The sequence below is a fragment of the Chlorogloea sp. CCALA 695 genome (assembly GCF_003003885.1).
Lineage (GTDB): Bacteria > Cyanobacteriota > Cyanobacteriia > Cyanobacteriales > Chroococcidiopsidaceae > Aliterella.
The window spans coordinates 192,878-217,635 of record NZ_PVWN01000001.1 but is presented as its reverse complement, the minus strand read 5'-3'; the positions used below and the strand labels follow the sequence as shown (position 1 = coordinate 217,635).

Annotated in this window: 24 protein-coding genes and 1 tRNA gene; 16 read left to right on the top strand and 9 right to left on the bottom strand. The window is 41.7% G+C overall.

What is annotated here, in order from left to right; all coding sequences use genetic code 11:
- Window positions 1-16: 16 nt before the first annotated feature.
- The gene (locus tag C7B70_RS01020) at window positions 17-1,381 is read right to left on the bottom strand and encodes an NAD-dependent succinate-semialdehyde dehydrogenase (protein ID WP_106367199.1); all 1,365 of its coding nucleotides are present in this window, start codon (window positions 1,379-1,381) and stop codon (window positions 17-19) included.
- Window positions 1,382-1,795: 414 nt separating this feature from the next.
- On the opposite strand from C7B70_RS01020, the gene C7B70_RS01015 reads away from it, so the two are divergent.
- Window positions 1,796-2,203, top strand: a complete 408-nt coding sequence (locus C7B70_RS01015) for a response regulator (RefSeq protein WP_106367198.1) — start codon at window positions 1,796-1,798, stop codon at window positions 2,201-2,203.
- Between the two features lie 169 nt (window positions 2,204-2,372).
- Window positions 2,373-2,843 carry a DUF4079 domain-containing protein gene (locus C7B70_RS01010; RefSeq protein ID WP_106367197.1) on the top strand — a complete coding sequence of 157 codons (471 nt, stop codon included), beginning with the start codon at window positions 2,373-2,375 and terminating at the stop codon, window positions 2,841-2,843.
- 31 nt (window positions 2,844-2,874) lie between these two features.
- Here the strand turns inward: C7B70_RS01010 and C7B70_RS01005 are convergent, their stop codons facing one another.
- Window positions 2,875-3,525, bottom strand: coding sequence for a DUF1997 domain-containing protein (locus C7B70_RS01005; RefSeq protein WP_106367196.1), 651 nt, complete (start codon window positions 3,523-3,525; stop codon window positions 2,875-2,877).
- Between the two features lie 179 nt (window positions 3,526-3,704).
- Here C7B70_RS01005 and C7B70_RS01000 point away from each other — a divergent pair, with 179 nt between their 5' ends.
- Complete coding sequence (locus C7B70_RS01000) at window positions 3,705-4,364, top strand: NAD(P)H-binding protein (RefSeq protein ID WP_106367195.1); 660 nt, start codon at window positions 3,705-3,707, stop codon at window positions 4,362-4,364.
- A gap of 22 nt (window positions 4,365-4,386) precedes the next feature.
- Window positions 4,387-5,073: a glycoside hydrolase family protein gene (locus C7B70_RS00995; RefSeq protein ID WP_233220777.1), complete on the top strand. Its 687-nt coding sequence runs from the start codon at window positions 4,387-4,389 to the stop codon at window positions 5,071-5,073.
- 114 nt (window positions 5,074-5,187) lie between these two features.
- On the opposite strand, the gene glnA is transcribed toward C7B70_RS00995, so the two are convergent.
- Window positions 5,188-6,609, bottom strand: a complete 1,422-nt coding sequence (gene glnA / locus C7B70_RS00990; RefSeq protein WP_106367194.1) for a type I glutamate--ammonia ligase — start codon at window positions 6,607-6,609, stop codon at window positions 5,188-5,190.
- Window positions 6,610-6,946: 337 nt separating this feature from the next.
- Between glnA and apcB the strand changes: the two genes are divergently transcribed.
- A complete protein-coding gene (gene apcB, locus C7B70_RS00985; protein WP_106367193.1) occupies window positions 6,947-7,456 on the top strand; it encodes an allophycocyanin subunit beta in 510 nt (169 codons plus the stop codon).
- Between the two features lie 213 nt (window positions 7,457-7,669).
- Here the strand turns inward: apcB and C7B70_RS00975 are convergent.
- Together C7B70_RS00975 and C7B70_RS00970 are read right to left on the bottom strand one after the other, a co-directional pair.
- Window positions 7,670-7,751, bottom strand: a tRNA-Leu gene (locus C7B70_RS00975).
- Window positions 7,730-8,605 carry a M48 family metallopeptidase gene (locus tag C7B70_RS00970; RefSeq protein WP_106367282.1) on the bottom strand — a complete coding sequence of 292 codons (876 nt, stop codon included), beginning with the start codon at window positions 8,603-8,605 and terminating at the stop codon, window positions 7,730-7,732. The genes C7B70_RS00975 and C7B70_RS00970 overlap by 22 nt, the downstream gene beginning before the upstream one ends.
- 233 nt (window positions 8,606-8,838) lie before the next feature.
- Between C7B70_RS00970 and C7B70_RS00965 the strand changes: the two genes are divergently transcribed.
- From C7B70_RS00965 to C7B70_RS00955, 3 genes are all read left to right on the top strand, one after another.
- On the top strand, window positions 8,839-9,285 hold the full coding sequence (locus tag C7B70_RS00965) for a Fur family transcriptional regulator (protein WP_106367192.1): 447 nt from the start codon (window positions 8,839-8,841) through the stop codon (window positions 9,283-9,285).
- 77 nt (window positions 9,286-9,362) lie between these two features.
- On the top strand, window positions 9,363-11,051 hold the full coding sequence (locus C7B70_RS00960; protein WP_106367191.1) for a DUF3685 domain-containing protein: 1,689 nt from the start codon (window positions 9,363-9,365) through the stop codon (window positions 11,049-11,051).
- 430 nt (window positions 11,052-11,481) lie between these two features.
- Window positions 11,482-12,447 carry an orange carotenoid protein N-terminal domain-containing protein gene (locus C7B70_RS00955; RefSeq protein ID WP_106367190.1) on the top strand — a complete coding sequence of 322 codons (966 nt, stop codon included), beginning with the start codon at window positions 11,482-11,484 and terminating at the stop codon, window positions 12,445-12,447.
- Between the two features lie 32 nt (window positions 12,448-12,479).
- Here C7B70_RS00955 and C7B70_RS00950 read toward each other — a convergent pair whose 3' ends face one another.
- Together C7B70_RS00950 and C7B70_RS00945 are read right to left on the bottom strand one after the other, a co-directional pair.
- Window positions 12,480-13,100: a Uma2 family endonuclease gene (locus C7B70_RS00950; RefSeq protein ID WP_106367189.1), complete on the bottom strand. Its 621-nt coding sequence runs from the start codon at window positions 13,098-13,100 to the stop codon at window positions 12,480-12,482.
- A 69-nt stretch (window positions 13,101-13,169) separates the two neighbouring features.
- Window positions 13,170-13,859, bottom strand: a complete 690-nt coding sequence (locus C7B70_RS00945; RefSeq protein WP_106367188.1) for a uracil-DNA glycosylase family protein — start codon at window positions 13,857-13,859, stop codon at window positions 13,170-13,172.
- A 184-nt stretch (window positions 13,860-14,043) separates the two neighbouring features.
- Here C7B70_RS00945 and C7B70_RS00940 point away from each other — a divergent pair, with 184 nt between their 5' ends.
- Together C7B70_RS00940 and infC are read left to right on the top strand one after the other, a co-directional pair.
- Window positions 14,044-14,715 (top strand): phosphoribosyltransferase, encoded by a 672-nt coding sequence (locus C7B70_RS00940; protein WP_106367187.1) that lies wholly within the window; start codon window positions 14,044-14,046, stop codon window positions 14,713-14,715.
- 240 nt (window positions 14,716-14,955) lie between these two features.
- Window positions 14,956-15,483: a translation initiation factor IF-3 gene (infC, locus tag C7B70_RS00935; protein ID WP_009634604.1), complete on the top strand. Its 528-nt coding sequence runs from the start codon at window positions 14,956-14,958 to the stop codon at window positions 15,481-15,483.
- A 68-nt stretch (window positions 15,484-15,551) separates the two neighbouring features.
- Here the strand turns inward: infC and C7B70_RS00930 are convergent, their stop codons facing one another.
- Window positions 15,552-15,755 (bottom strand): heavy-metal-associated domain-containing protein, encoded by a 204-nt coding sequence (locus tag C7B70_RS00930; RefSeq protein ID WP_106367186.1) that lies wholly within the window; start codon window positions 15,753-15,755, stop codon window positions 15,552-15,554.
- Between the two features lie 224 nt (window positions 15,756-15,979).
- Between C7B70_RS00930 and alaS the strand changes: the two genes are divergently transcribed.
- The 4 genes from alaS to C7B70_RS00910 all read left to right on the top strand — a co-directional run bounded on the left by alaS (window position 15,980) and on the right by C7B70_RS00910 (window position 20,408).
- Window positions 15,980-18,613, top strand: a complete 2,634-nt coding sequence (gene alaS / locus C7B70_RS00925; RefSeq protein WP_106367185.1) for an alanine--tRNA ligase — start codon at window positions 15,980-15,982, stop codon at window positions 18,611-18,613.
- A 37-nt stretch (window positions 18,614-18,650) separates the two neighbouring features.
- Window positions 18,651-19,382, top strand: coding sequence for a Uma2 family endonuclease (locus C7B70_RS00920; RefSeq protein WP_106367184.1), 732 nt, complete (start codon window positions 18,651-18,653; stop codon window positions 19,380-19,382).
- 14 nt (window positions 19,383-19,396) lie between these two features.
- Complete coding sequence (locus C7B70_RS00915; RefSeq protein WP_106367183.1) at window positions 19,397-19,657, top strand: hypothetical protein; 261 nt, start codon at window positions 19,397-19,399, stop codon at window positions 19,655-19,657.
- Window positions 19,658-19,751: 94 nt separating this feature from the next.
- Window positions 19,752-20,408, top strand: a complete 657-nt coding sequence (locus C7B70_RS00910) for a class I SAM-dependent methyltransferase (RefSeq protein ID WP_106367182.1) — start codon at window positions 19,752-19,754, stop codon at window positions 20,406-20,408.
- 58 nt (window positions 20,409-20,466) lie between these two features.
- On the opposite strand, the gene C7B70_RS00905 is transcribed toward C7B70_RS00910, so the two are convergent.
- Window positions 20,467-21,042, bottom strand: a complete 576-nt coding sequence (locus C7B70_RS00905; protein WP_106367181.1) for a phosphatase PAP2 family protein — start codon at window positions 21,040-21,042, stop codon at window positions 20,467-20,469.
- Between the two features lie 142 nt (window positions 21,043-21,184).
- On the opposite strand from C7B70_RS00905, the gene gatB reads away from it, so the two are divergent.
- Complete coding sequence (gene gatB, locus C7B70_RS00900) at window positions 21,185-22,669, top strand: Asp-tRNA(Asn)/Glu-tRNA(Gln) amidotransferase subunit GatB (protein ID WP_106367180.1); 1,485 nt, start codon at window positions 21,185-21,187, stop codon at window positions 22,667-22,669.
- A 336-nt stretch (window positions 22,670-23,005) separates the two neighbouring features.
- Window positions 23,006-24,670, top strand: coding sequence for a response regulator (locus C7B70_RS00895; RefSeq protein WP_106367179.1), 1,665 nt, complete (start codon window positions 23,006-23,008; stop codon window positions 24,668-24,670).
- Window positions 24,671-24,758: the final 88 nt, after the last annotated feature.

The window sequence follows — 24,758 nt, the reverse complement described above, 5'->3', positions numbered from 1 at the left end:
CTAATTAACTGTGACTTTAGCTTACCCAAACAGTTTTAATATTCATAAACTCATGAATGCCCTGGCTACCTAATTCTCGACCATAACCCGACTTTTTGATGCCACCGAAGGGCATTCGCACGTCAGATTTGACCATGCTATTGATAAATACCGCTCCCGCTTCGAGTTCGTCAATCAGGCGATCGCTCTCTTCGCCATTATTTGTCCATGCACTAGCACCCAAGCCAAAGGGCGTATCGTTGGCTAACTTAATCGCTTCATCAATATTTGCTACTTTAAACAACAATGCCACTGGCCCAAAAAATTCTTCTTTTTCTGCGGGGCTTCCGGGGGGAATGTCCGTTAATATTGTTGCCTCGTAGTAGTTTCCAGGGCGATCTAACTTTTGTCCACCTATCAGTACCTTTGCGCCGTCTTTTACCGCTTGACTAACTTGATAGTCTAAGTCTTTGAGAATATTCGGCGTTGCCAAGGGGCCCAAATCTGTATCTAGCTGCGTGGGATCGCCAACTTTTAAAGCGGCAAATTTTTCTACTAACTTTTGCCCGAACCCGTCAGCAATTTCTGCAACCACTATAAAGCGTTTTGCAGCGATGCAAGATTGACCATTATTGAGCATCCGCGCCTTTACGGCGGTAGTTACGGCGGTTTCCAAATCGGCGCTACTCAAAACTATAAACGGATCGCTGCCTCCCAATTCTAAAACTACTTTTTTAATTTGTTTTCCGGCGGCGGCAGCTAAACTTGCTCCCGCAGCTTCACTTCCGGTTAAAGTTGCTGCCGCAATGCGATCATCGTTAATTAAATCGCTAACTTTGTCAGCGCCTACTAGCAAAGTTTGAAATACTCCAGGAGGAAAACCCGCTTGCGTAAAAATATCTTCAATTGCTAAGGCGCACTGCGGTACATTAGAAGCGTGTTTGAGTAAACCGACATTTCCCGCCATCAATGCAGGTGCAGCAAAGCGAAATACTTGCCAAAAGGGAAAATTCCAGGGCATTACTGCTAAAATTGCTCCCAAGGGTTGATAGCGAATAAAACTAGAACTCGCGTCTGTAAATGTGGGTACATCAGCGAGAAATTTGGCAGCGTTTTCGGCGTAGTAACGACATACTACAGCACATTTTTCCACTTCTGCAATCGCGCCTTGAATTGGTTTACCCATTTCTAAAGTCATAATTTGCGCGTATTGAGCTTTATTTTGCTCTAATAGCGCGGCGGCGGCTTGCATCCATTCCGCACGTTTGCTTAGAGATGTTTTACGTCCTTTTTCAAAGGCTTGCTTTGATAATTCAAGTTTAGTTTCAATTTCGCTATCTGTTAGTGCAGTGAAGGTTTTGAGCGTTTCTCCGGTAGCGGGATTGATTGACGAAATCGCCATTACTTTTCTCCATCTAGTCAACGCAGGTGATCGCATTAATCGCCCATTTTCTTCTATTCTCTCGCTACAATACTGCTTTTGGGCGATCGCACTTTTATTTACCTACTCAGAAACTTAACAAAACTCCTTACTTTGTTAACCTAACTACAGCTTTTCCCCGAAAGTTGAGCTATTGTTAAAAAAGTATTAAATTTATTAAGACTGCACTCGGTTCAATTTGAGAGTATTGTATTTTTTGCTACCAGTGATTACAACAATAATACTTAAGTAGCTTTTTGCTTTGACATTTTTCGTCAGCCAAGTTAGAGCCAGTCCAAACAAGCGCCGGATGCGCCGCTTAAGGAATGCCTCAATTACGATTTAGGGCAAAAATGCTTTTGTCTATTGATGGATTCCTAAGAATGGAGGGAAAAATTGGAAGTTTTAGCCAAAAGTGTAGCAACCACCGCTAAACAAACACGAATCTTAGCAGTAGATGACAATGAAGATAATTTGCTGCTACTGAGTGAAGTATTAAATGTCTTTGATTGTTCGTTACTTACTGCAACTAGCGGACAAATAGCCTTAATTATCGCCCAAATTTACAACCCAGACTTAATTTTGTTAGATGTAATGCTGCCAGACCTAAACGGTATAGAAGTTGTTTTTCATTTGAAACACAACCCAACTACAGAGAACATTCCTGTAATTGCTGTAACAGCCTTAGCTAGACAAGAAGACCGCGATCGCTTATTAGCCGCAGGTTGTAGTGATTATATCAGCAAGCCTTACATGATTGAAGACTTAGAAGCAATTGTGCGTCGGGCATTGGGGCAAATTTGAGGAGGCAATTACTTATCCTTCTGAAAGTTAGGATGCAATCTAATTGAAGTTGTTAATAAATCCTTCAACAGCCGTTAAATCATGCCTCCAGACAATGTGTCTACGTTGAAATAAGTTGTTTATAGCAGTTATGCTAAGTTTTATCAAGCATAATAATTACTAAAACACTATGAGTCTGGAAATTCCCACAGAAATCAAACCTTGGCTAAATATTTTTCACCCGCTTTTAATGTTTGCTTTGCTAGGAGTTTCAGTTTACGCACTCTACCTAGGCGTAAAAGTGCGACAGACAAGGTATGCAGTAGGTGAAGTTAAAAAAGAGCTAATTAAAGGCAAATTTAACAATAGACATTATCAAATCGGTTCAATACTTTTAGGCTTAATGGTGGTAGGTACGTTAATCGGGATGGGCGCTACCTATATCAACAACCAAAAGCTATTTCTCGGCCCACATTTGTTAGCGGGATTAGGGATGACAGGGATGATTGCTGTTTCTGCTAGTTTGTCGCCCTATATGCAAAAAGGGCTTGATTGGGCAAGATATACGCATATTGTGTTAAATTCGACGCTTTTAGCTTTGTTTGCGTGGCAAGCTGTAAGCGGAATCCAAATTATTTTAAATATTCTCAGTAAGCTGTAGTTAGCTTGATCCGCCTTGCCCTTCTCAGTCGCTAGTGGCATTTAGACTTAGGGGGTAAGGGCAAACCCAAAGACTTGTAAAAATCTGCCTGTACCTTGGCGGTTAGACGGCGAGATACTTGGCGGACAATTTGGTCAAGCAAGCGATCGCCTGTATTCTTAATTACAGATTTAGGTAAGCGATAAATAAACTTAGGAAACTGGACATCAACGTTCAAGTCTAGCGTCCACTCTACTTTTGTGACTAATTTGCCTTGACTATCGGCGGGGATTTCTACTAACTCCATTACCGCCTTAAAATCTACATCGTAACCTGGGGCAACATAACTTGGAATAGCGATCGTTTTGATGCGATATACGCCATTATCGGGGGGTAAAAGCTCTAAACCAATTTTTGGCTCAACATCATAACCAAAAGCGCCAAAGCGACCAATTGCCAACGCATAACCATTGACAGACAGTGATTCTACCTTCATAGGTTGAGCGCAACGACAAAACCACTCTTGATGAGTATTGAGATATTCCGCCACTATGGGAGCAGGGGCATACATTTCCATGCACTCAGCAAATTGACCGGAAAAACGCATTGAAGTTGGCGCTAATACCTCCGTATCCCCTTGTGACATTGCTCCTTCCCAAACTGTAACGGATTCTCTAGATTGAAATTCGTGTTGCGACAACATAAGCTTGATTATTGTGTAACGGTGCTTGGCTCTAAATTTAGGATTCCCACAATTGAAGGCAATGTTTCACTAGAAGCTAACATCTTCATGAAATCTAAAAACTTTAAGGTTTTATTCAGTAAATCTACAATAGGGAAATAGAAAGGTTGAAAATTTATTTATAGTGTAGGCATTTTGAGATGAAAGCATTTGTAGCAGGGGCAACAGGCGAAACTGGGCGGCGGATAGTTAAGGAATTAGTAGAACGAAATATTCCTGTCCGGGCTATGGTTAGGGACTTAGAGCAAGCTAAGGCTATTTTGCCAGATTCTGTCCAGTTGGTGGTTGGCGATGTGTTAAAACCAGAGACTTTGCGCGAAGCTATAGGTGATAGTACGGTAATTTTGTGTGCGACAGGTGCTAAACCAAGTTTCAACCCCTCCAGTCCTTATAAAGTGGATTATGAAGGAACTAAAAATTTGGTCGATGTAGCTAAAACTAAAGGAATTGAGCATTTTGTGTTTGTATCTTCTTTATGTGTATCTAAGCTACTTCATCCGCTAAATTTGTTTTGGTTGATTTTGGTGTGGAAGAAGCAGGCTGAGGAGTATATTCAAAAAAGCGGACTTGTTTACACCATTGTGCGTCCTGGTGGTTTGAAAAATGAAGACAATAATAGTTCCGTTGTCATGTCTTCAGCAGATACGCTGTTTGAGGGCAGCATTCCTCGTACTAAAGTAGCGCAAGTCTGTGTCGAAGCGCTATCGCAATCGACTTCACGCAATAAAATCGTGGAAATTGTGGCGAAGGAAGAAGCAGCAAAACAGAGTTTTGAGCAGCTATTTATAGGTGTAGCTTAGTTACAATCTTGAGGATGGCAAATTGGCTCGTTTTTCACTCCCAAAGGCTACTTTTAGTAAGCAAGTTCCGGCAATTGCTCTAAAAAAGATTACTCCAGTTAGCATCGCTTTAATGGTGTTAACTTTGTTATTGCATAATTTGCCTCCACAACCAGAAAAATCGCGCCTCCATCCCAATCTTGGATACTTACCCCCTTTAAAAATGAAAGGGGGCGATCCTTATATTCGAGCCTTAATGCGGACGATTTCAGCCAGTGAGGCAAACGATCCCAAACCTTACTCAATTTTGTATGGGGGCGGACAAATTGACGACTTGAGCCGTCATCCAGAGCGATGTATTACGATTGTTTCTGGCCCGAATAAAGACAACTGCTCGACGGCGGCGGGACGCTATCAGATGATTAATATTACTTGGTACGAAAAGGCGGCGTTATACCATCCCCAGCCACCAGGAATCATGTTTTGGAAATCTTATAGCTTTGAGCCAGAGTATCAAGATGCGGTAGTTTATGCTTGGTTGAGCGATCGCCAATTTTGGGGTGAAGACTTGTCGCAGTTATTACAGCAAGGTAAACTAAATAGAGTACAAAAGCTACTTTCGGGAACTTGGACAAGTTTAGGCTACGGGATAGAAAACAATTCTCTAACTGGACGTTTGCCCAAAGTTTATCAAAAAATGCTCAAAGAAGAATTAAAAAACGCCGCCTAATATTAGGCGGTTAAAGGAATATGGCGTTGCTCAATTGGATAAAGACGTTGCAATGCAACGTCTCTACACGCAATTATTTTTAGCAATGCAACGTCTCGTTGCCGCAATTACTTTTTAGCAATCGTAATACAGCGAAAACTCGTAGGGGTGAGGACGCAAGCGCATTGGATTAACTTCTTTATCAAGCTTGTAAGTAATCCAATTTTGAATAAAGTCTTTCGAGAAAACGCCACTTTCTGTTAAAAAGTCGTGATTATGCTCCAAGCTTTCTAAGGCCGCTTCCAAAGATCCAGGCGTAGAAGGTACTTTACTTAATTCTTCAGGACTAAGTTCGTAAATATCTACATCCAATGGTTCCCCCGGATCGATTTGATTTTTGATCCCATTTATACCCGCACACAACATCGCTGAAAACGCTAAGTAGGGGTTGCAGCTAGGATCGGGACAACGAAATTCTAAGCGCTTTGCTTTAGGATTGTCGCCCGATAGGGGAATCCGAATCGAAGCGGAACGATTACCTTGAGAATAAGCTAGGTTTACTGGAGCTTCGTAACCCGGTACTAATCGCTTGTAAGAGTTGATACTAGGGTTAGTAAAAGCCAGGATTGAAGGCGCGTGCTTAATTAATCCACCAATAAAATACAACGCCATTTGACTTAATTGGGCGTACTTGTCGCCGCCAAATAAAGGTTGTCCATCTTTCCAAATAGACATATGGGTGTGCATTCCTGTACCGTTGTCGCCATACAGGGGTTTGGGCATGAATGTTGCCGTTTTGCCATATTTTTTAGCAACGTTTTTGACAATGTACTTGTACGTCATTACATAGTCAGCCGCAGCAACTAAGGGCGCAAACCGAATCCCTAGTTCGCACTGTCCGCCAGAGGCTACTTCGTGGTGATGTTTTTCAATTGGTACGCCGCACTTGCCCATTGTTAGCAACATTTCTGAACGAATGTCTTGCAAGGTGTCGGTGGGCGAAACGGGGAAGTATCCGCCTTTGTTGGCGATTTTGTAACCTAAGTTGCCGCCGGGTTCTTTTCTCCCAGCATTCCAGCCGCCTTCTACCGAATCTATAAAGTAATAGCCTTCGTGTCCGGTTTGATCGAAACGGGCATCGTCAAAGATAAAAAACTCTGGCTCTGGGCCGCAAAAAACTGTATCGCCAATGCCCGTGGAGATGAGATAATCAATTGCTTTTTGAGCAATAGAGCGAGGATCGCGATCATATAATTCCCCGGTACGAGGTTCTACAATCGTACAAATCATGCTTAAAGTTGGCACTTCCATAAATGGATCGATCCAAGCTGTGGTTGGGTCGGGTCGCATTGCCATGTCCGAATTGTTGATTGCTTTCCAACCCCGAATACTAGAGCCATCGAAAGCAACACCATCGGTAAAAGAGTCCTCATCAATTAGGCTGCGATGGAAAGTGCAGTGCTGCCAAATACCCAGCATATCAACAAATTTTAGATCGATTAGCTCGATGTTATGATCTTGAATCATCTTCAAGACTTCTTGGGGGGTTTCAGCCATTGATAACTCCTTGTTTAGCCAATGCACTCAAATTTATAATGGTATTTCTCTTTGCTGCTGTTGCAGACAATAATTAATTATGCCACCTCTAGATCATCCTCAAGATATTGGGGCAGTTTTGTAGCTTATTATACAAAATTTTGTTTTGATTGGTTAGACTTGGGATTAAATGTCGCTTGCTTATGTTTAACCAGGCGACGAGCGAGCGCGTTTTTGGCTTAAGATCGGTAGAGAAGGGCGAAATAAAGCCTCAACGTTACACAAATTTATAACAAGTGCGATCGCACCCCTGTTAAAAATATTAAATATCAGAAAAAAAACTTGGGAGAACAATTTTATGCGGGATGCAATCACAAGCTTAATTGGTACTTATGACGTGGCTGGTCGCTATTTTGACCGCAATGCCATCGACACTCTCAAGTCTTACTTTGAGACGGGAACTTCTAGAATCCAGGCTGCCGCCGCAATTAATGGCAATGCGGCTGCTATAGTCAAGCGTGCTGGCTCTCAGTTGTTTGAAAATTTGCCTGAATTAATCCGTCCGGGTGGCAATGCTTACACCACAAGGCGTTATGCAGCTTGTTTGCGGGATATGGACTATTACTTGCGTTATGCTACTTACGCGCTAGTTGCTGGCAATATGAACGTGCTAGACGAGCGCGTATTGCAAGGCTTGCGCGAAACTTACAATTCTTTGGGTGTACCTATTGGGCCGACAATCCAAGGTATCCAAATTATGAAGGATATTGTTAAGCAGGAAGTAGCGGCGGCGGGTGTAGCGGATACAACTTTTGTCGATGAGCCTTTTGATTACATGACGCGAGAATTGAGCGAAAAAGATATTTAGTTAATTATCCACAAAAAGAAGCGGGAAGACAGAATCATCTCCCCGCTTTTTATTATTGCTATGAGCTTCTTCGAGCTTTTGCCGCATCATCTGCGTTTGTTTTTTCAACTGCCTAGCTCTAGCGCTACCTTTATGGTTTCTGCCCTCTTTGCGCGGCGATTGCTATCGCTTTAAGTGCTGCATAACCAATATCTCAACAATCAGATGTTTCAGTGGGCAGGAGGAGACTCGAACTCCTACGGGTTTCCCCGCTGCATTTTGAGTGCAGTGCGTCTACCAATTCCGCCATCCGCCCGAACCTGAAGCTTTGCTAGTATAACCTGTAGTCCGCTCTTTTAGCAAGGATTGATATTCTTGACTTGTTGCCCATAGATCGATCTCTTTAGCTCGTAATACAGGTACAGGATGGCTTAACTGCGCTGTCCGGGCTGTAACCAGCATTTCTCCTAATTCAGTCTTGCTGATGTCGTTGTAGGCGCGCGCTTGATCGATAAATGCCTCAAGGTTTAGTTGGGGTGCAAGAATTGGCGAACCTCCAGCTAGTTTCATTAATAGAGACATGACGACTTTGGGGTTTTGGGTCGCAAGTAACGCCGCGCGATCGCACGTAAACTCAGCACAGCGTACCCATTGCAATAATTGCGTTTGTATGCTTTGCGCCAAAACTTCGCCCCAAGTCGGTATTTGACTGGCGGCGAGGATAAGTAAATTTATCGGTGTGAGATAAACGCTGTGATCGCACTTGAGATGTCCTAATTCGTGAGCAATTACTGCTTGAATTTCCTCTGGTGTGAGTAAGTCAATCAGGGAAGTATGCATCACTACAAAGGGTTGTTTCCCGCGCATGGCGAAGGTGTAGGCGTTAGGAACAGGATGCTGGCGGATATATAGCTGGGGTGGCTCCAAATCCAAGATTGCACAGGCTTCTAGCAGCAACTGGTGGTATTGTGGTAACTGATGCTTGCCTACTAAAACACTGGACGCTATATTTTCTACATAAAAAAACTGCTCGGCTAAGGGCCCTAGCAGATTCCGCACCATTATATCTATCCCAGGTATCTGTTTAATCGCCTTGGTTGCTTCTAAGTCTAGGGGGTGACGAAATTCGTCAGCTTTCAAACCAATTAAAGAATTTTTAGATAAAGACATAAAATCGCAGCTATAAAACAGACGGGTTTCTCTAAAAGCCATGATAGCGAATCTGTTGCCCTTGCCACGCGCTGACGTTTGCCGATAAGTTAGAATAAAGTTGTAATGAGTTTACTTTAAACAAATAACCAGCGCGTAAGTTTAGCTTACAGACAGATTTAGCAAGCAAGTCTAAAGCATAACCGCGCCTAAACCCACGTTTTAATTACTAAAATGGTTGATAAATTATAATTATGCAAAAAGAGGCGGCAACAATAAAACCAATTCGCTCCCTTGAAGATGCTGTAAATCGGTGTCAAAATTTGGGTATGCGTTTGAGCCGTCAACGTCGCTTTATTTTAGAGCTACTTTGGCAAGCAAAAGAACACTTATCAGCAAGAGAAATTTATGATCGCCTAAATCACCAAGGTAAAGAAATCGGTCATACATCAGTTTACCAAAACCTAGAAGCGCTTTCTAGTCAAAATATTATTGAGTGTATTGAACGCTCAGATGGTAGATTGTATGGAAACATCAGCGATTCTCACAGTCATGTAAATTGTTTGGACACTAAGCAAATTTTAGATATTGAGGTTGAGTTACCCGCAGATTTATTAGCGCAAATTGAGTTACAAACAGGCGTAAAAATTACTGATTACAATATAAACTTTTACGGCTACAGACAAAAACAAGATAACTAAAAGTTGGAGAATTGGAGTAAGAAAATTGAACAGTTGTAAGTTTTTGCTCCAATTTTTTCTCAAGGGTTAATTGCCGTATGAGCAATGCTATCCTCAAACTACTGTTAATTGACCCGGACGCGATTTATCGAACTGGACTGCGCGTACTACTTGAAGAATTTGCTGATATAGCAGTAGTTGCAGAAGCTGACAACGAAACCGTTGCACTTCAAATATTAGAAACGAGCGATCGCACATCGGTAGATTTAGTAATTTTGGCATTAAATACGCCTAGTAGCCAAACTAATCAAATCTTAGCTTTAGAACTAGGTAAGCAAATAAAATTTTTGTATCCTAGCTTACCTGTATTACTAATTAGCACAGTTAGAGAACCTACGCAGTTATCTATAGGAAAAGCCGTAGGTATTGATGGTTATTGTTTTAAAGACACATCTATTTCTGAGCTAATAGTCATTATTAGACAAGTAGCAAATAGACAATTTTCTTGGTCAATAGAGCCAACCTTTAACATCTTCAGTACAGTTAAAGAAAAGCTGCGCTTGTCTGGATTGCAGCAAATTGACGGGACTTTACAGGAAGTAAACACGCAGTTACAATTTCCCGGATTAACAATATTAGAAAAAGCTATATTTGCCGGACATAGGAGAGAATTATTAGTTTCTCGTTGGTTGGTTAATCGGCTGTTAAAGCCACGAGCAACTATTATTAATAATGGGGCTTATCCTCAAGTTATTGAGAGTGGGAAGTTACAAGTTAAACAAAGTTATTTAGTATCAAACAATCAAAGTCTACTCGAATATTCGTCACCTACTATCTTTGTTTCAGTCCGGGATAAATTGCAATTTAGCTTAGATAATTTAACTGATGTACCGCTAGAAATCGATGTTTTAAGAGCAGATAAAAAGCGAGAATTGCTAGAGATAGTTTTAGGAAAAATTGAAGGGATTATTATTCAACTAAGCACGGCTCAAGTACAGATAGAGCAATTACCAAAAATGCGAGAGGTAATTTTAATAGATTTATGGCAAGCTGCAATAATAGGCTTTTTTGGCAAGTATTCGACTATTCAGTCAGAGGAGCAAAATATAGAAATTGCTAACTTTTTGTTGGAAGACGCGGAAGTTGTAAAGACTGAAATATTGCCGAAAATTCCTTTGGTGCGAAGTCTTTTTTCTTACTGTTTGTTTTCTACACCTTTAGTTGTTGACAATGTTCCTTATTCTGCTCCTACTCCTGAAGCAATGGCAAGAGCAGAAATTCTCTTGCAAAACTTACTAATTCACTTAGCTAATGCTGTAATTCAACCGTTACTAAATAAGTTAGGAGATGTAGAAGTAATTAAACAAAGCTTTTACGATACTAACTTAATTTCTACTCGTGAAATAGAGCGATTTAGAAATAATTTATCTTGGAAATATCGCCTAAAAAAATATATTATTGAGCCAAAATTAATGTTTGAAAGTCGTTATGAGTTATTTGTACTTGCTAGTAGAGGAATTGCCAAAGTATCAATTTATGCACCGCGAAACCAAGAATTAAAGCAGCTTACTGGTATTCGTTTAGTAGTGACATTAGCTCTAGAATTTAGAGATGCGATTTCTCCACGATTGCGAGGAGCCGTAGCATTTTTAGGTAGCAGCGTTGTTTACGTGCTTACACAAGTAGTCGGTAGAGCTATAGGCTTGATTGGACGCGGCGTTTTACAAGGTATTGGCGGCTCGGTTACAGCTAATAAATTTGGCAAAGATAGCGAGAAATTTAAGTGAATATTTATACATAAGCTTCTAAGTTTTTTAGCAAGCTTACTTAGATTTTAAACTAAGTTTAACGGCTATGCTTTGCAGGTTGACTGCTACGCATATTTTGCCTTAATTAACGGAGTTTAGCTATATAAATCTTTTATTGGGCGCATAATCATTACCTTATAAATCAAGATTTGGAAAACAAAAATTAAAAAGCTTTACAAAAATTATTAGTTAGGATACATTCATTTACATAGCTGGCGCGAAGCCCTGCGTGCGTGCTTGCGCTATCGCGCTTTCTACGTTTAGCAAACACCTTTGCTGTAAGCTACAAATCAACAGACTTTTTAGCCGCAAAACGACAGGTTGAGAAGTCCAAATTTGACACGAATTTTAAGTCAAACAGCTTTCCTTGTAAACTTTCAAAGTAGTTAGTAATTCTGGAGTTCCAATCATGACTTATACAATTGAGTCCGCTCAAAATATATTTTCAAGCACTCAAGTTCCCAGTCAAATTCCAGCTATTATCGCTCTATTCGACCAACTGAGCGTAGATGATCGCCTAGCATTGTTGTGGTACGCTTATACCGAAATGGGCAAAACCATTACTCCCGCCGCTCCTGGAGCCGCCCGTCTGCAATTTGCCGAGCGGATGCTTAAAGATATTCAGGAAAAGTCTAACGAAGATCAAATGCAGGTAATGCGCGAACTAGCTACACGCGCTGATACGGCTATTAGCCGTACCTATGGCTACTTTAGCGTCAATACTAAGTTGGCTTTTTGGTACGAATTAGGGGAATTGATGAAGCAAGGGTTAGTAACCCCTGTACCTACAGGCTACCAAATGTCTCCCGGCGTGCAGATAGTGCTAGATGCTATCAAAAAAATTGATGCTGGACAGCAAATTACTGTACTTCGCAATACCGTGGTAGATATGGGATTTGATACAACAGTAGCTTCTAGCAGTGAACCAAGAGCCGCCGAGCCGATGTTTGAACGCGATGCTCCCGCACCTACGGCAATTAAAATTGATGGTATTAACGAGCCTGCGGTATCGAGCTACGTTACTGCAATGAACGCTGACGACTTTAAGAGCGCTGTGGAATTGTTTACACCCGATGGTGCATTGCAGCCACCTTTCCAAAAGCCAATTGTAGGACGTGAGGCGATCGCAAAATATATGCGTGAAGAAGCTCAAGGACTCAATATGATGCCCCAACAAGGTATCTCAGAAAAAACCCCAGATGGCTCTAAGCAAGTCAAGGTAACGGGTGTAGTTCAAACTCCTTGGTTTGGTGTCAATGTCGGGATGAATATTTCTTGGCGGTTTTTAATCAATCCTGAAAACAAAATTTTCTTTGTGGCGATTGATATGTTGGCTTCTCCTCAAGAGTTGCTCAACTTACGTCCTACTAAGTAAAAATAAGGTAGGAGCGATGGCATACATCGCTCCTATAAGTTTTGAATCTGCTCCCGGATCTTTTGCCGAAACTCAATAACTGCATCCATTGGTTCGGAAAATATTACATATTCAGCTAATAAACTTAAATCTAGTCGTGGCAACAACTTACTTCTAGCTACAATTTGATAATTTTCGTCATCTAAGCAATATAAAGTAAAACTATTACTTTCCCAAAACCATACTTCCGGGACTTGTAAACCTCTATAAATCTCTAGTGAATTTATCCCGCCACTGGTAACAACTACCTCAATGGCAATATCTGGGACTGGTTTTTCGGAATTAATGCAATAACACTCATCAGGCTCAATTCCTCTGGCTACAGTTTCTTGACGAAAAGTTGTTGAACCTAAACCATAAAAACGGGTTCGTGTTTCTTCAAGGTAAACTTCTAGAAGTCTGCCTATGTTAGTTTTAATGAACTCGTGGCGACGGCTGGGCGACATTATTTCTAAAATTCGCTCTAAATAAGCAATTCTCAAATGGGAATTATCTTCTAAATCAGCTAGTAAACTTTCGTACATCTGCCAGCTAATATCATTAATAATTAGCAGTTGCTCGGAATCGGTGGTATGTCGCTGCAAATCGTCAATTTTTTCAGCAATAGATAACATATTTCCTACCTAATAATAAATATTTTTCCCCTTTTTTAAGGGGGGATATATGGTGTTGAAAGTTACACTTTAATTACTTGCACTGCGAAGCTCGTCTATTTTTGCCTTAACTAATTGAATATCTTGCCACATTAACCATTTAGGACTACCTTGTTCGCGGGAGGCATTTCTTAATAAATAGGCTGGGTGCAAAATTGGCATACATAAACGCCCTTCCCACTCAATCCAAGTACCGCGAATCTTAGTAATCCCGGTTTTATTTCCCGTTAATCCTTTTACCGCCGTCGCCCCAGTTAATAAAATAACTTGGGGATCTACTAACCGAATTTGCTCTAATATGTATGGCTTGCAAGCTGCTACTTCCTCTGTAGTCGGGACGCGGTTACTAGGCGGACGGCATTTGATAATATTGCATACATACGCATCTTCTTTAGCATTTAAACCTACTGAAGCAAGGATTTTATCTAATAATTGTCCGGCTTTACCAACAAAAGGCAATCCCGTTTCGTCTTCATTTTGCCCTGGCGCTTCGCCGACAATCATAATCGGCGCTTTTAAGTCTCCTTTTCCCACCACTGCATGATTGCGAGTTGCACCCAAAGGACAGCGATAACAATGATTGCAATGCTGCGCTAACTCTGTCATGTCAGAATACGTACCGGGAAGAATCGGAATTTTGGCATCAGTAGGAATTAAATCGGGCTGAGATACTGGCGCGGTTGGGTTGTCAAAAAGGCTGAGTTGTTCTTCGCTATTCATGGAGATTGATTTGCTTACGTAGCGCGATCGCATCCTACTTTAGTGTGCTTTAATTTTAAACTCATTGCGTTCCCCGCACTCTGTCGAGCAAACTATGTCAAAAGTAGCAATTCTGCTAACTTTTCTCCCAAATCCGTCAATATCAAAAGTAAGTCCGCTACATTTATTTAGGCGCACTTAATTTATGTCAACTCCACTTTTTAGCGATCGCACCGATGCCGGAATTCAGTTAGCTAGAGCAATCTATACTACTATTACCGAAATGTCGGCATACACAATTATGCCGCCCCAAGTAGTCTATGGCTTACCACGAGGGGGATTACCTGTAGCTTTACCTGTCGCTCGTTTGCTAAAATGCCCAATGAGCGCGATTGTTGCTAAAAAAATTACTCGTCCCAAAAATCCCGAACTTGCTATTGGTGCGGTAACTGCCTTTGGAGATGTCTTATGGGAGCAAAGCCAAGTACCTAGAAAGCCTCAACATAGACAAGCTGTACTAGATACGGCTTTAACTACAGCTAAGGCGCAAAACGAGCAATTCAGCCCCGCTTGTCCTGATGTTAATTTAACTGGTGCGATCGCTATTATTGTTGATGATGGCATTGCTACTGGGCTAACTATAGCTGTTGCAGCCCAATCGTTAAAAATCTACCAACCTGCGGCAATTTGGCTGTGTGCGCCCGTTGCTCCCTTTTCCTTGCTCCCTTGGTTACAAAGTCGCGGCGATGTCTTGATTACACTCCACACCCCCGAACCTTTTTTTAGTGTTAGTAATTTTTACGAGCGCTTTGAACAAGTCCCTACCGATGAGGCTATTGCTTGTTTGCATCAACAAAATGAATGGTTAAGTCATTAAAATTAACAAAAACTTTACAAAAAACCTACTTTATGCGTTAGCAATTTTGTGATAAAAAATGCTATGGTAGATTGCAAGTACAAAGAAGTATTCTGTTTGATACAGATTAACTAAAACCGGAGTGCAACTTTTTTTAGGCTATCAAAGTTTGAAAGAAGTATACTGCCAATGGTTAATTTTTTCCGAGCTTGAATTGAAGCTAGGTCATTAACAAACAGTTGCTATTAAATCTTAACACCAGTGATAGAAAAAAGAAGAACACGCGATTTACCCCAAATAAACGAAAGAATCCGCTTCCCGGAAATTCGAGTAATCGACAGTGACGGGGCGCAGCTAGGAATTATTACCCCCACCGAGGCGATGACTATAGCCGAAGAAAGAGGGCTAGACTTAGTATTGTTGAGCGATAAAGCCGAACCGCCAGTTTGCCGAATTATGGACTACGGCAAATATAAATTTGAGCAAGAAAAGAAAGCGCGAGAGGCGAGGAAAAAGCAACACACCGCCGACGTAAAGGAAGTAAAAATGCGCTACAAAATTGAGGAGCATGATTACAAGGTGCGGATAAATCAAGCCGAGCGTTTTCTTAAAGACGGCGACAAAGTAAAAGCAACAGTCATGTTTCGCGGTCGAGAAATTCAGCATAGTGACTTAGCCGAAACGTTGCTAAAGCGCATGGCGACAGATTTACAGACTTTTGGAGAAGTGCAGCAAGCACCCAAAAAAGAAGGGCGCAATATGATGATGCTAATTTCTCCGAAGAAATAGAATAATTAAATAATTTATAAAGAGACGTTTGTAGAAGCGTCTCTTTATTTTATGGAGAAAAGTTAGCCTTACTGGTAGCCTTCAACAGTGAAACCAGCCGCGACAATAGCTTGCTTAATAGTTTCTTCGGAGGCGGCAGATTCTACGGTAACAGTTTTTGCTTGAACATCTACTTCAATTTTGGCATCGGGTTCCATTGTGTGAATAGAGTCAGTAATTGTTTCGCCACAACCATCACACATGATATTGGGGACTTTGAGTTTAAGCGCCATAGTAAACCATTAAATATATTTCAGGCTTTAATTCTAAGGCTTAGAGAGGCGATTGCTCATTACCCTACAGTTGGATAATGGAAAATCTGGCAAAATGCGAAAATAGTAGTTACAAAATGTCACCATTGTAGAAACGAGACATTTTGTTATGCACCGTAAAAGCAAAACTTTTTGTCAAATACACACAAAAATATTGATTCACGTTCAAACCTAATTAAATTATTATGGCTGCACTTCTCCAGTATCTTAGCGGTAACGACATTCGGACAAAATTTCTTGAGTTTTACGCCCAAAAGCAGCATCAAATTTTACCTAGTGCGTCTCTCGTACCAGAAGATCCGACTGTACTGCTAACGATCGCCGGAATGTTGCCATTTAAACCAATTTTTTTAGGACAAAGGCAGCCGGAATATAAACGGGCGACTACTTCTCAAAAGTGCATCCGTACCAATGATATTGAAAATGTAGGACGTACAGCAAGGCATCACACGTTTTTTGAGATGTTGGGCAACTTTAGCTTTGGAGACTATTTTAAGGAACAAGCGATCGCCTGGGGATGGGAATTATCAACACAAGTATTTGGACTCAAACCCGAAAACTTAGTTGTCAGCGTCTTTGAAGATGATGATGAAGCTTATGCTATTTGGCGCGACAAAATCGGCGTTGTAGAAGCGCGAATCAAGCGGATGGGTGAAGATGATAACTTTTGGGTATCTGGCCCTACAGGCCCTTGCGGCCCTTGTTCAGAGATATATTACGACTTTCACCCCGAACGCGGCGAAGATAATATTGATTTAGAAGACGATACACGGTTTATTGAGTTTTACAACCTAGTATTTATGCAATACAACCGGGATGTAGAAGGCAATCTAACACCGCTATTAAACAAAAATATTGATACGGGTATGGGACTAGAAAGGATGGCGCAAATCCTTCAGCAAGTCCCGAATAACTACGAAACTGATCTAATTAAGCCAATTGTTAAAACTGCGGCGGAAATTGCCGGGATTGATTACGTTCAAAGTGACGAACAAACTAAGATATCTCTTAAAGTAATTGGCGATCATATCCGCGCTGTAGTTCATATGATAGCTGATGGAATTACAGCTTCTAATGTTGGACGTGGTTATATATTGCGCCGCTTGATTCGTCGGGTAGTACGTCACGGGCGATTGATGGGGATACAAGGAGAGTTTACAACTCAAGTAGCTGAAAGTGCGATCGCACTCTCTGAAGTTGCTTACCCCAATGTCCGCACCAAAGCCACTGTAATTAAAAATGAATTGCAACGAGAAGAAGCTAACTTTCTTAAAACTCTAACTAAAGGGGAAAAGTTATTAGCCGATATATTGGCTAAGTCGCCTACAGAGATTTCTGGTAAAGATGCTTTTATTCTCTACGATACGCACGGTTTTCCTTTAGAACTAACTCAAGAAATTGCTCTTGAACACAATGTACCCGTTGATGTACAGGGCTTTGAGGATGAGATGGAAATTCAAATCGGCACTTCTAAGGGAGCGCACGAAACTATCGATTTGACTGCAAATTCGCTCAATCAACTAGCATCGGGAATCAATGCTACTCAGTTTCTCGGTTATACTCAGCCTTCAACTCCTGCTCAAGTTATGACATTAATTGCGGGCGGTCAGCAAGTAGAAGTCGCAGAATCAGGAAGTGAAGTACAAGTATTGTTAGATCAAACCCCATTTTATGCGGAGTCTGGCGGACAAATAGGCGATCGAGGTTACTTATCTGGAGATAGTGTAGTCGTTGTTATTAATGACGTTAAGCAGCAATTGGGTATTTACATTCATTACGGACGCATTGAACGCGGTACGCTTAAAATAGGCGATCCTGTGATGGCGCAAATTGATCGCACTTGTCGTCTTCGCGCTCAAGCAAATCATACCGCTACTCACCTATTACAAGCAGCTTTAAAAAAGATTGTCGATCCTTCTATTTCGCAAGCGGGATCGTTGGTGGATTTTGATAGACTGCGTTTTGACTTTAATTGTCCACGTCTGATTACCCTAGATGAGTTGCAGCAAATAGAAGCCCAAGTAAATACATGGATAGCTGAAGCGCATCATGCAGACATAGAGATAATGCCCATAGCAGAGGCTAAAGCCAAGGGTGCGATCGCTATGTTTGGGGAAAAGTACGGCGATGTCGTGCGAGTAATTGATTTTCCTGGCGTATCGATGGAATTATGTGGCGGTACTCACGTGCGAAATACGGCGGAAATAGGCGTATTTAAAATAGTTTCTGAAACCGGGATTTCGTCAGGAGTTAGGAGAATTGAAGCTGTTGCAGGGGCGGCGGTGTTGGATTATTTAAACGTCCGCGATAAAGTAGTTAGGGAACTAAGCGGATTCTTTAAGGTAAAACCAGAAGAATTGCCAATGCGAGTCACAGTTTTACAAACAGAACTTAAAACCGCCCAAAAGCAACTAGAATCACTCAAAGCCGAACTTACCCTACATAAATCGGAAACTTTACTAACTGAAGCGCAAACCATTGGCGACTACAAAATTATTGTTGCCCAAATAGGAGAAGTTGAGCCAGACTCTTTAAAAATTGCGGCGGAAAGGTTGCTGCAAAAAATCGGCAAAGGCGCAGTAATATTAGGTTCTGTTCCGGAAATTGACAAAGTTAGCTTAGTTGCAGCGTTTAGTCCTGATGTGAATAAAAAAGGCTTGCAAGCAGGTAAATTTGTGGGAGAAATCGCTAAAATTTGTGGCGGTGGCGGTGGTGGAAGACCAAATTTAGCCCAAGCTGGAGGAAAGGACGCAAGTAAATTACCCGAAGCCCTAGAATACGCTCGTACTCAGTTGAAAGCTACGCTAAGTCAAGCTTAAGTCATAGACCAATTACTTAACTTTAAGGAGTAAGGCAATGGTTACACAAATACAATCTACCCATCAAACTGAGATAGTTTATCCAGATTGCGACGGCGAACCAATGTCAGATAATACTAAACAGTTTCGCTGGATAGTTACGATTAAAGAAGGTTTGGAATGGCTGTTTAAAAACGATGAAAATGTATTTATCGCTGGGGATTTGTTGTGGTATCCCGTAGAAGGTAACAATGTTATCCGCGCCGCACCAGACGCTATGGTAATTATGGGTAGACCAAAAGGTGATCGCGGTTCTTATCAGCAGTGGAAAGAAGGAAATATTGCACCACAGGTGGTATTTGAAGTTCGTTCCCCCGGAAATACGCAAACAGGATTAGACAAAAAGCTCGTATTTTACGATCGCTACGGTGTGGAAGAATATTATCTATACGACCCCGCTAAGGGCGATTTAAGCGGTTGGTTGCGTCGTGACGGACGATTAGACGTAATCGAGGAAATGCTAGATTGGGTTAGCCCTAGATTAGGAATCAAATTTAATATGTTGGGTACAGAGTTGCAATTGTACGGACCCAATGGCGAAAAATTTGCGACTTATGTAGAATTAGCAACTTCTAGAGAACAAGAAAAACTCGCCAAAGAACAAGCACAGCAGGAGTTAGAACAGTCGCAGCAAGAGTTAGAACAATCGCAGCAGGAGTTAGAACAAGAAAAAGTGCGATCGCAGCAATTAGCAGCTAAACTCCGAGAATTAGGCATCGATCCCAACTAACTTTAGAGGAAATTATGGGTAGATTAAATCCTTACACGCTCCAAATGCAGATTACCCGAATGTTTGAACAAGGGCAATCATTATTTGCCACTACAAAGGTACAAGATTGGCTCAAGGAGCGCAATCACAACCCGGCGGATTACAATGTTAAATTTCTGCAAAAACCCGCGCCTCCAGGCTCCAAAGAGGTGATGGTAGTAGAAGTCCAATTGAGTCGCCGCGATGGAGAACCCGTCGATCCTTGGTTGCAGGAACAAGCAAATCTTCACGCTTGATATTTGTCATTCACATAGAAAAGAATTTTGTGCGATCTAAAAACTAATGCTAGAGACGTTGCATTGCAACGTCTCTACACCTAAGAATATAAATATGGTTAGTGAAAAGTCTTCAGCCCAAAATAGCATTAATACTCACTGGTACAAAAAGATATTTGCTTGGTTAATGGCGAATGGAACGGTGGAATATGAAAAAAAGATCCGCGATCGCAAATTAGCTCTATTTACAAACTTACAAGGCACTATATTAGAAATTGGCGCTGGTACAGGTGCTAACGCTCCTTACTATCCGACTGATATTCGCTGGATTGGAGTTGAACCTAATCCGTTTATGCACTCTTACTTGCAAAAAACCGCCGAAAAATTAGGCTTGAGTGTTGAAATTCAAACAAACTCCGCCGAAAACATAAACGCACTCGATAATAGTATCGATACTGTTGTCAGTACATTAGTTTTGTGTTCTGTACCTAGCTTAGATAAGACGTTGCAGGAAGTTTTAAGAGTGCTAAAACCCGGTGGACGTTTTTTATTTATTGAACACATTGCTGCGCCAAAAGGTACTTTTTTGCGCCAGGTACAAAATACAGTTAAGCCAGTTTGGAATATAATCGGCGATGGTTGCAATCCCAATCGAGAAACAGGGTTAGCTATCAAAAATGCTGGTTTTGCTAAGGTTGATTATCAAGATTTTCAAGCGCCAGTTCCCCTTGTCACCCCGCATATTATTGGCGTAGCAACAAAAGCTAGTTAAAAAGATTTGCTTAATTACCAATTCCCCATTACCAATTACCAATTACCAATTCCCCACGTTAAAAAGACTTACTCATTTGCAACCCTACTATTGTTCCCCCTTCGTTATCGCTACCAATAATCGGAAACAAAAGTAGTCCGTTAGGTTGACTCAGTTCTAATTTAGCAATGCCGTAACCAATAGCTGCACCCGCTAATACTTCCGTCCAACGGTGGCGATTAAGATTTACTCTTGAATAGGCGATCACACTTGCCCCCGCATACCAAAGCAACGTATATTTAGGCTGAAACTCACTTTGCATGGTCGCCACCGTAAAAGCTAAGGTCGCATGACAGCTAGGAAAACTATCGCGCTCGTCAGAATCAGGACGTTGAACATCAGTTACAGCCTTTAATCCTTCGCACACAAGTAAGCTCGTACCAAGGGAATCTACCACCCTTAAAGACTGGTTTTTACCATTTTTGCCATCTAAGAGCAAAGGTAAAACTATCCCCGTTCCTAAGTAGATAATCGTACCTTCATCAGAAATAAATTGCGATACATCTTGGTCAAAAGAATCAGCGCTTGCAGTATTAGCTATAGTTGTACAACAGAGCATCGTAAGGACGGGTACGAGATTTTTTACCCAGGACATGAGAAACCTTTGTTAACTTGTATAGATGTACAGCTTTAGTAGCGCAAAGCGCAAGCGCGCTCGCAGAGCTTCGCAAGCAAAAAATGTAATTATTCCCTATAAAGCCTAATTGTCGCTCTCGCGTTCAATCTAAAATAGAAATATGACTACAGATACTCCTGTTAAAACTCAATATGAAGCTGTAATTGGTTTAGAAACCCACTGTCAGCTAAAAACAAACACTAAGATTTTTTGTAACTGCTCAACCGAATTTGGTACACCGCCAAATACGAATATTTGTCCTGTCTGTATGGGTTATCCCGGCGTTTTACCCGTTTTAAATGAGCGCGTACTCGAATACGCCGTTAAAGCGGGACTGGCTTTAAATAGCCAAATTGCCCCCTATAGCAAATTCGACCGCAAACAGTATTTTTACCCCGATTCCCCCAAAAACTACCAAATTTCTCAATTCGACTTGCCTATTGTCGAGCATGGCTATCTGGAGATTGAATTAATTGATGCTGATGGCAATCCTGTAAGGAAAAAAATTGGCATTACTCGCTTGCATATGGAAGAAGATGCAGGCAAGCTAGTACATGGAGGAAGCGATCGCTTATCCGGTTCTACTTACTCCTTAGTAGACTTTAATCGCACTGGTGTACCTCTAGTCGAAATTGTCTCCGAACCAGATATGACAACAGGTGTAGAAGCGGCAGAATACGCCCAAGAATTGCGCCGGGTAATGCTGTACTTGGGTGTCAGCGATGGCAATATGCAAGAAGGATCTCTGCGTTGCGATGTCAATATCTCCGTGCGTCCGGTGGGACAAAAAGAGTTTGGCACAAAAGTAGAAATTAAAAACATGAACTCGTTTAATGCCATTCAACGAGCTATTGAGTACGAAATCGAGCGCCAAACCAAAGCAATTGAAGCCGGAAGCCCCATTATTATGGAAACGAGGCTGTGGGAAGAAGGCAGCCAACGTACTATTAGTATGCGTGTCAAAGAAGGTTCTAGCGATTATCGTTATTTTCCCGAACCAGATTTAGCACCAATTGAAGTCGCGAAAGCCACCTTAGAAAAATGGCGCTCCGAATTACCCGAACTTCCCGCCGCCAAACGCCGCCGATACGAAAATGATTTTCAACTTTCCGCTTACGATGCACGGGTTTTGACCGATGAAAGAGCCGTTGCTGAGTATTTTGAAAGTACAATTAATGCGGGTGCTAACGCTAAACAAGCTGTTAACTGGATTATGGGCGATATTGCGGGTTATTTGAATCAAAATAAACTCAATATTACCCAAATTGCTCTTAAACCGCCAATTTTAGCCGAATTAATTAATTTGATTGAATCAGGGACAATTAGTGGCAAAATTGCTAAAGATATTCTGCCAGAATTGCTAACTAAAGGCGGTTCAGCAAAAGAATTAGTAGAAAGCAAAGGTTTAATCCAAATTTCTGATACTGGGGAATTAGAGGTAATTATTGAGCAGGTGGTCGCTGCAAATCCCAAGGAATTAGAACAGTATCGCAATGGCAAAACTAAGCTAATTGGCTTCTTTGTAGGACAAGTGATTAAACAAACTGGAGGACGCGCCGATCCAAAGTTGACTAATCAATTAATGGCTAAGAAGTTGAATAGTTAACGGTAATCTGCCGTAAGAGATCCCCCCAAGAACACGTCAACAAAGCGGGAAGCCAAGCTACACCGCTTTTTGACTCCCCTTGAAAAAGGGGGGAAAATATGATAATTCTCCTGTTTTTGAGAGAAATAGAGATGGGTGGCTACCTAGTGAGAGATGTCAAATATGCTCTTAAAGCAACCTTTAAAATCTGTAATTATTGTGGGTAGAAATGCGTGAAAGTACAGTTAAAGCCCGGATCTCAAGGGCAGGAAAAGAAGCTACATTTACAGCAAAATTGCCTCTAATCGCCGCGACTAGAAAAATCAAAATTAACTGACAAAAGGTCGATACCGCGCTATGGCTAAACCCGTAATCATGACCGTTGACGATGATCCAGAAGTCTTGAGAGCAATTTCGCGTGACTTACAAAAAGAATATGGAGACAAATTTCGCGTCTTGCGTGCCGATTCTGGGGCAACAGCACTGGTCGCATTGCAGCAAGTCAAACTCCGCAACCAGTCTGTAGCCTTGTTTTTAGTCGATCAACGCATGCCGCAAATGTCGGGGGTAGAATTTCTCGAACAAGCACTAGAACTTTTCCCCAACACGAAACGCGCTCTACTTACAGCTTATGCCGATACTGATGCAGCGATTCGCGCCATCAACAGTACCCAAATTGATTACTACTTGATGAAACCTTGGGATCCCCCCGAAGAAAAGTTGTTTCCCGTTTTAAATGATTTGCTCGACGATTGGTTAGCAAATTTTTATCCTCCCTTTGAGGGCATCCGCATCATTGGCAATCGCTGGTCGCCGCGCTCTCACGAGATTAAAGACTTTTTAGCTCGTAACCAAGTACCCTATCAATGGTTAGATATAGAGTCTTCAGAGGAAGCCCAACAGCTAGTTAGTTATGCTGAGTGCGATCGCCTACAACTGCCTTTGGTACTATTTACTGATGGCTCTAGTATGTCGCAACCTACAAACATTCAAGTAGCCGAAAAAATTGGCTTGCAAACTAAAGCCGGAAATCCCTTTTATGACCTAATTATTGTTGGGGGTGGGCCAGCGGGTTTAGCGGCGGCTGTCTACGGGGCATCCGAAGGACTAGATACAGTCATGATTGAACGAGAGGCTCCAGGGGGTCAAGCGGGGACAAGTTCGCGCATTGAGAACTATTTGGGGTTTCCAGTGGGTTTAAGCGGGGCAGATTTGGCACGACGGGCGGTAACTCAAGCTCGGCGCTTTGGGGTAGAAATTCTCACGCCTCAAGAAGTAAAAGGAATTCGCGTAGAAGATCCTTATCGCTTTGTCCAACTAGCCGATGGTAGTGAAATTAGCTGCCACTCCTTAATTTTGGCTCTTGGGGTGTCTTGGAAACGCTTAGATGTACCAGGACTTGAAAAATTAACGGGCGCTGGGGTGTACTATGGTGCAGCCCAAACTGAAGCAATATCTTGTCAAGGAGAAGAAGTTTATATTATTGGTGGAGCAAATTCTGCCGGACAAGCGGCAATGTATTTTTCTAAGTACGCCAGCCAAGTAACAATTTTAGTCCGGGGTGAGTCTTTGACTAAAAGTATGTCTCAGTACCTAACTGCCCAAATTAATGAGACACCAAACATTAAAGTCATGGTGCATTCTAGCGTGATTGAGGCAAAAGGGGAAACAAGCTTAGAAGCTATTTCTATTGCTAATTCTCAAACGGGCGAAACCCTAACTGTGAGCGCTACTTCGCTATTTATCTTTATCGGCGCAGTCCCGCGTACAGATTGGCTAGAGGGTGTTTTAGAAAGAGACAATCGCGGTTTTATTTTAACAGGACAAGACTTGAAACCTAACGGAACTCGCCCGAAAGGATGGACTTTAGAGCGCGACCCATTTTTATTAGAAACTAATATTCCTGGAGTTTTTGCGGTGGGCGATGTTCGGCATAATTCTATTAAGCGCGTAGCCTCTGGTGTGGGCGAAGGTTCAATTTGCGTTCAATTTGTGCATCAATATCTCAGCAAAGTTTTGTGATACGTTAGACACTAAATAAACTTGTAAGACTAAGTAAATCAAACTAAGGCTATAACCATGCAGAAAACAGTTATCACATAATAAAATC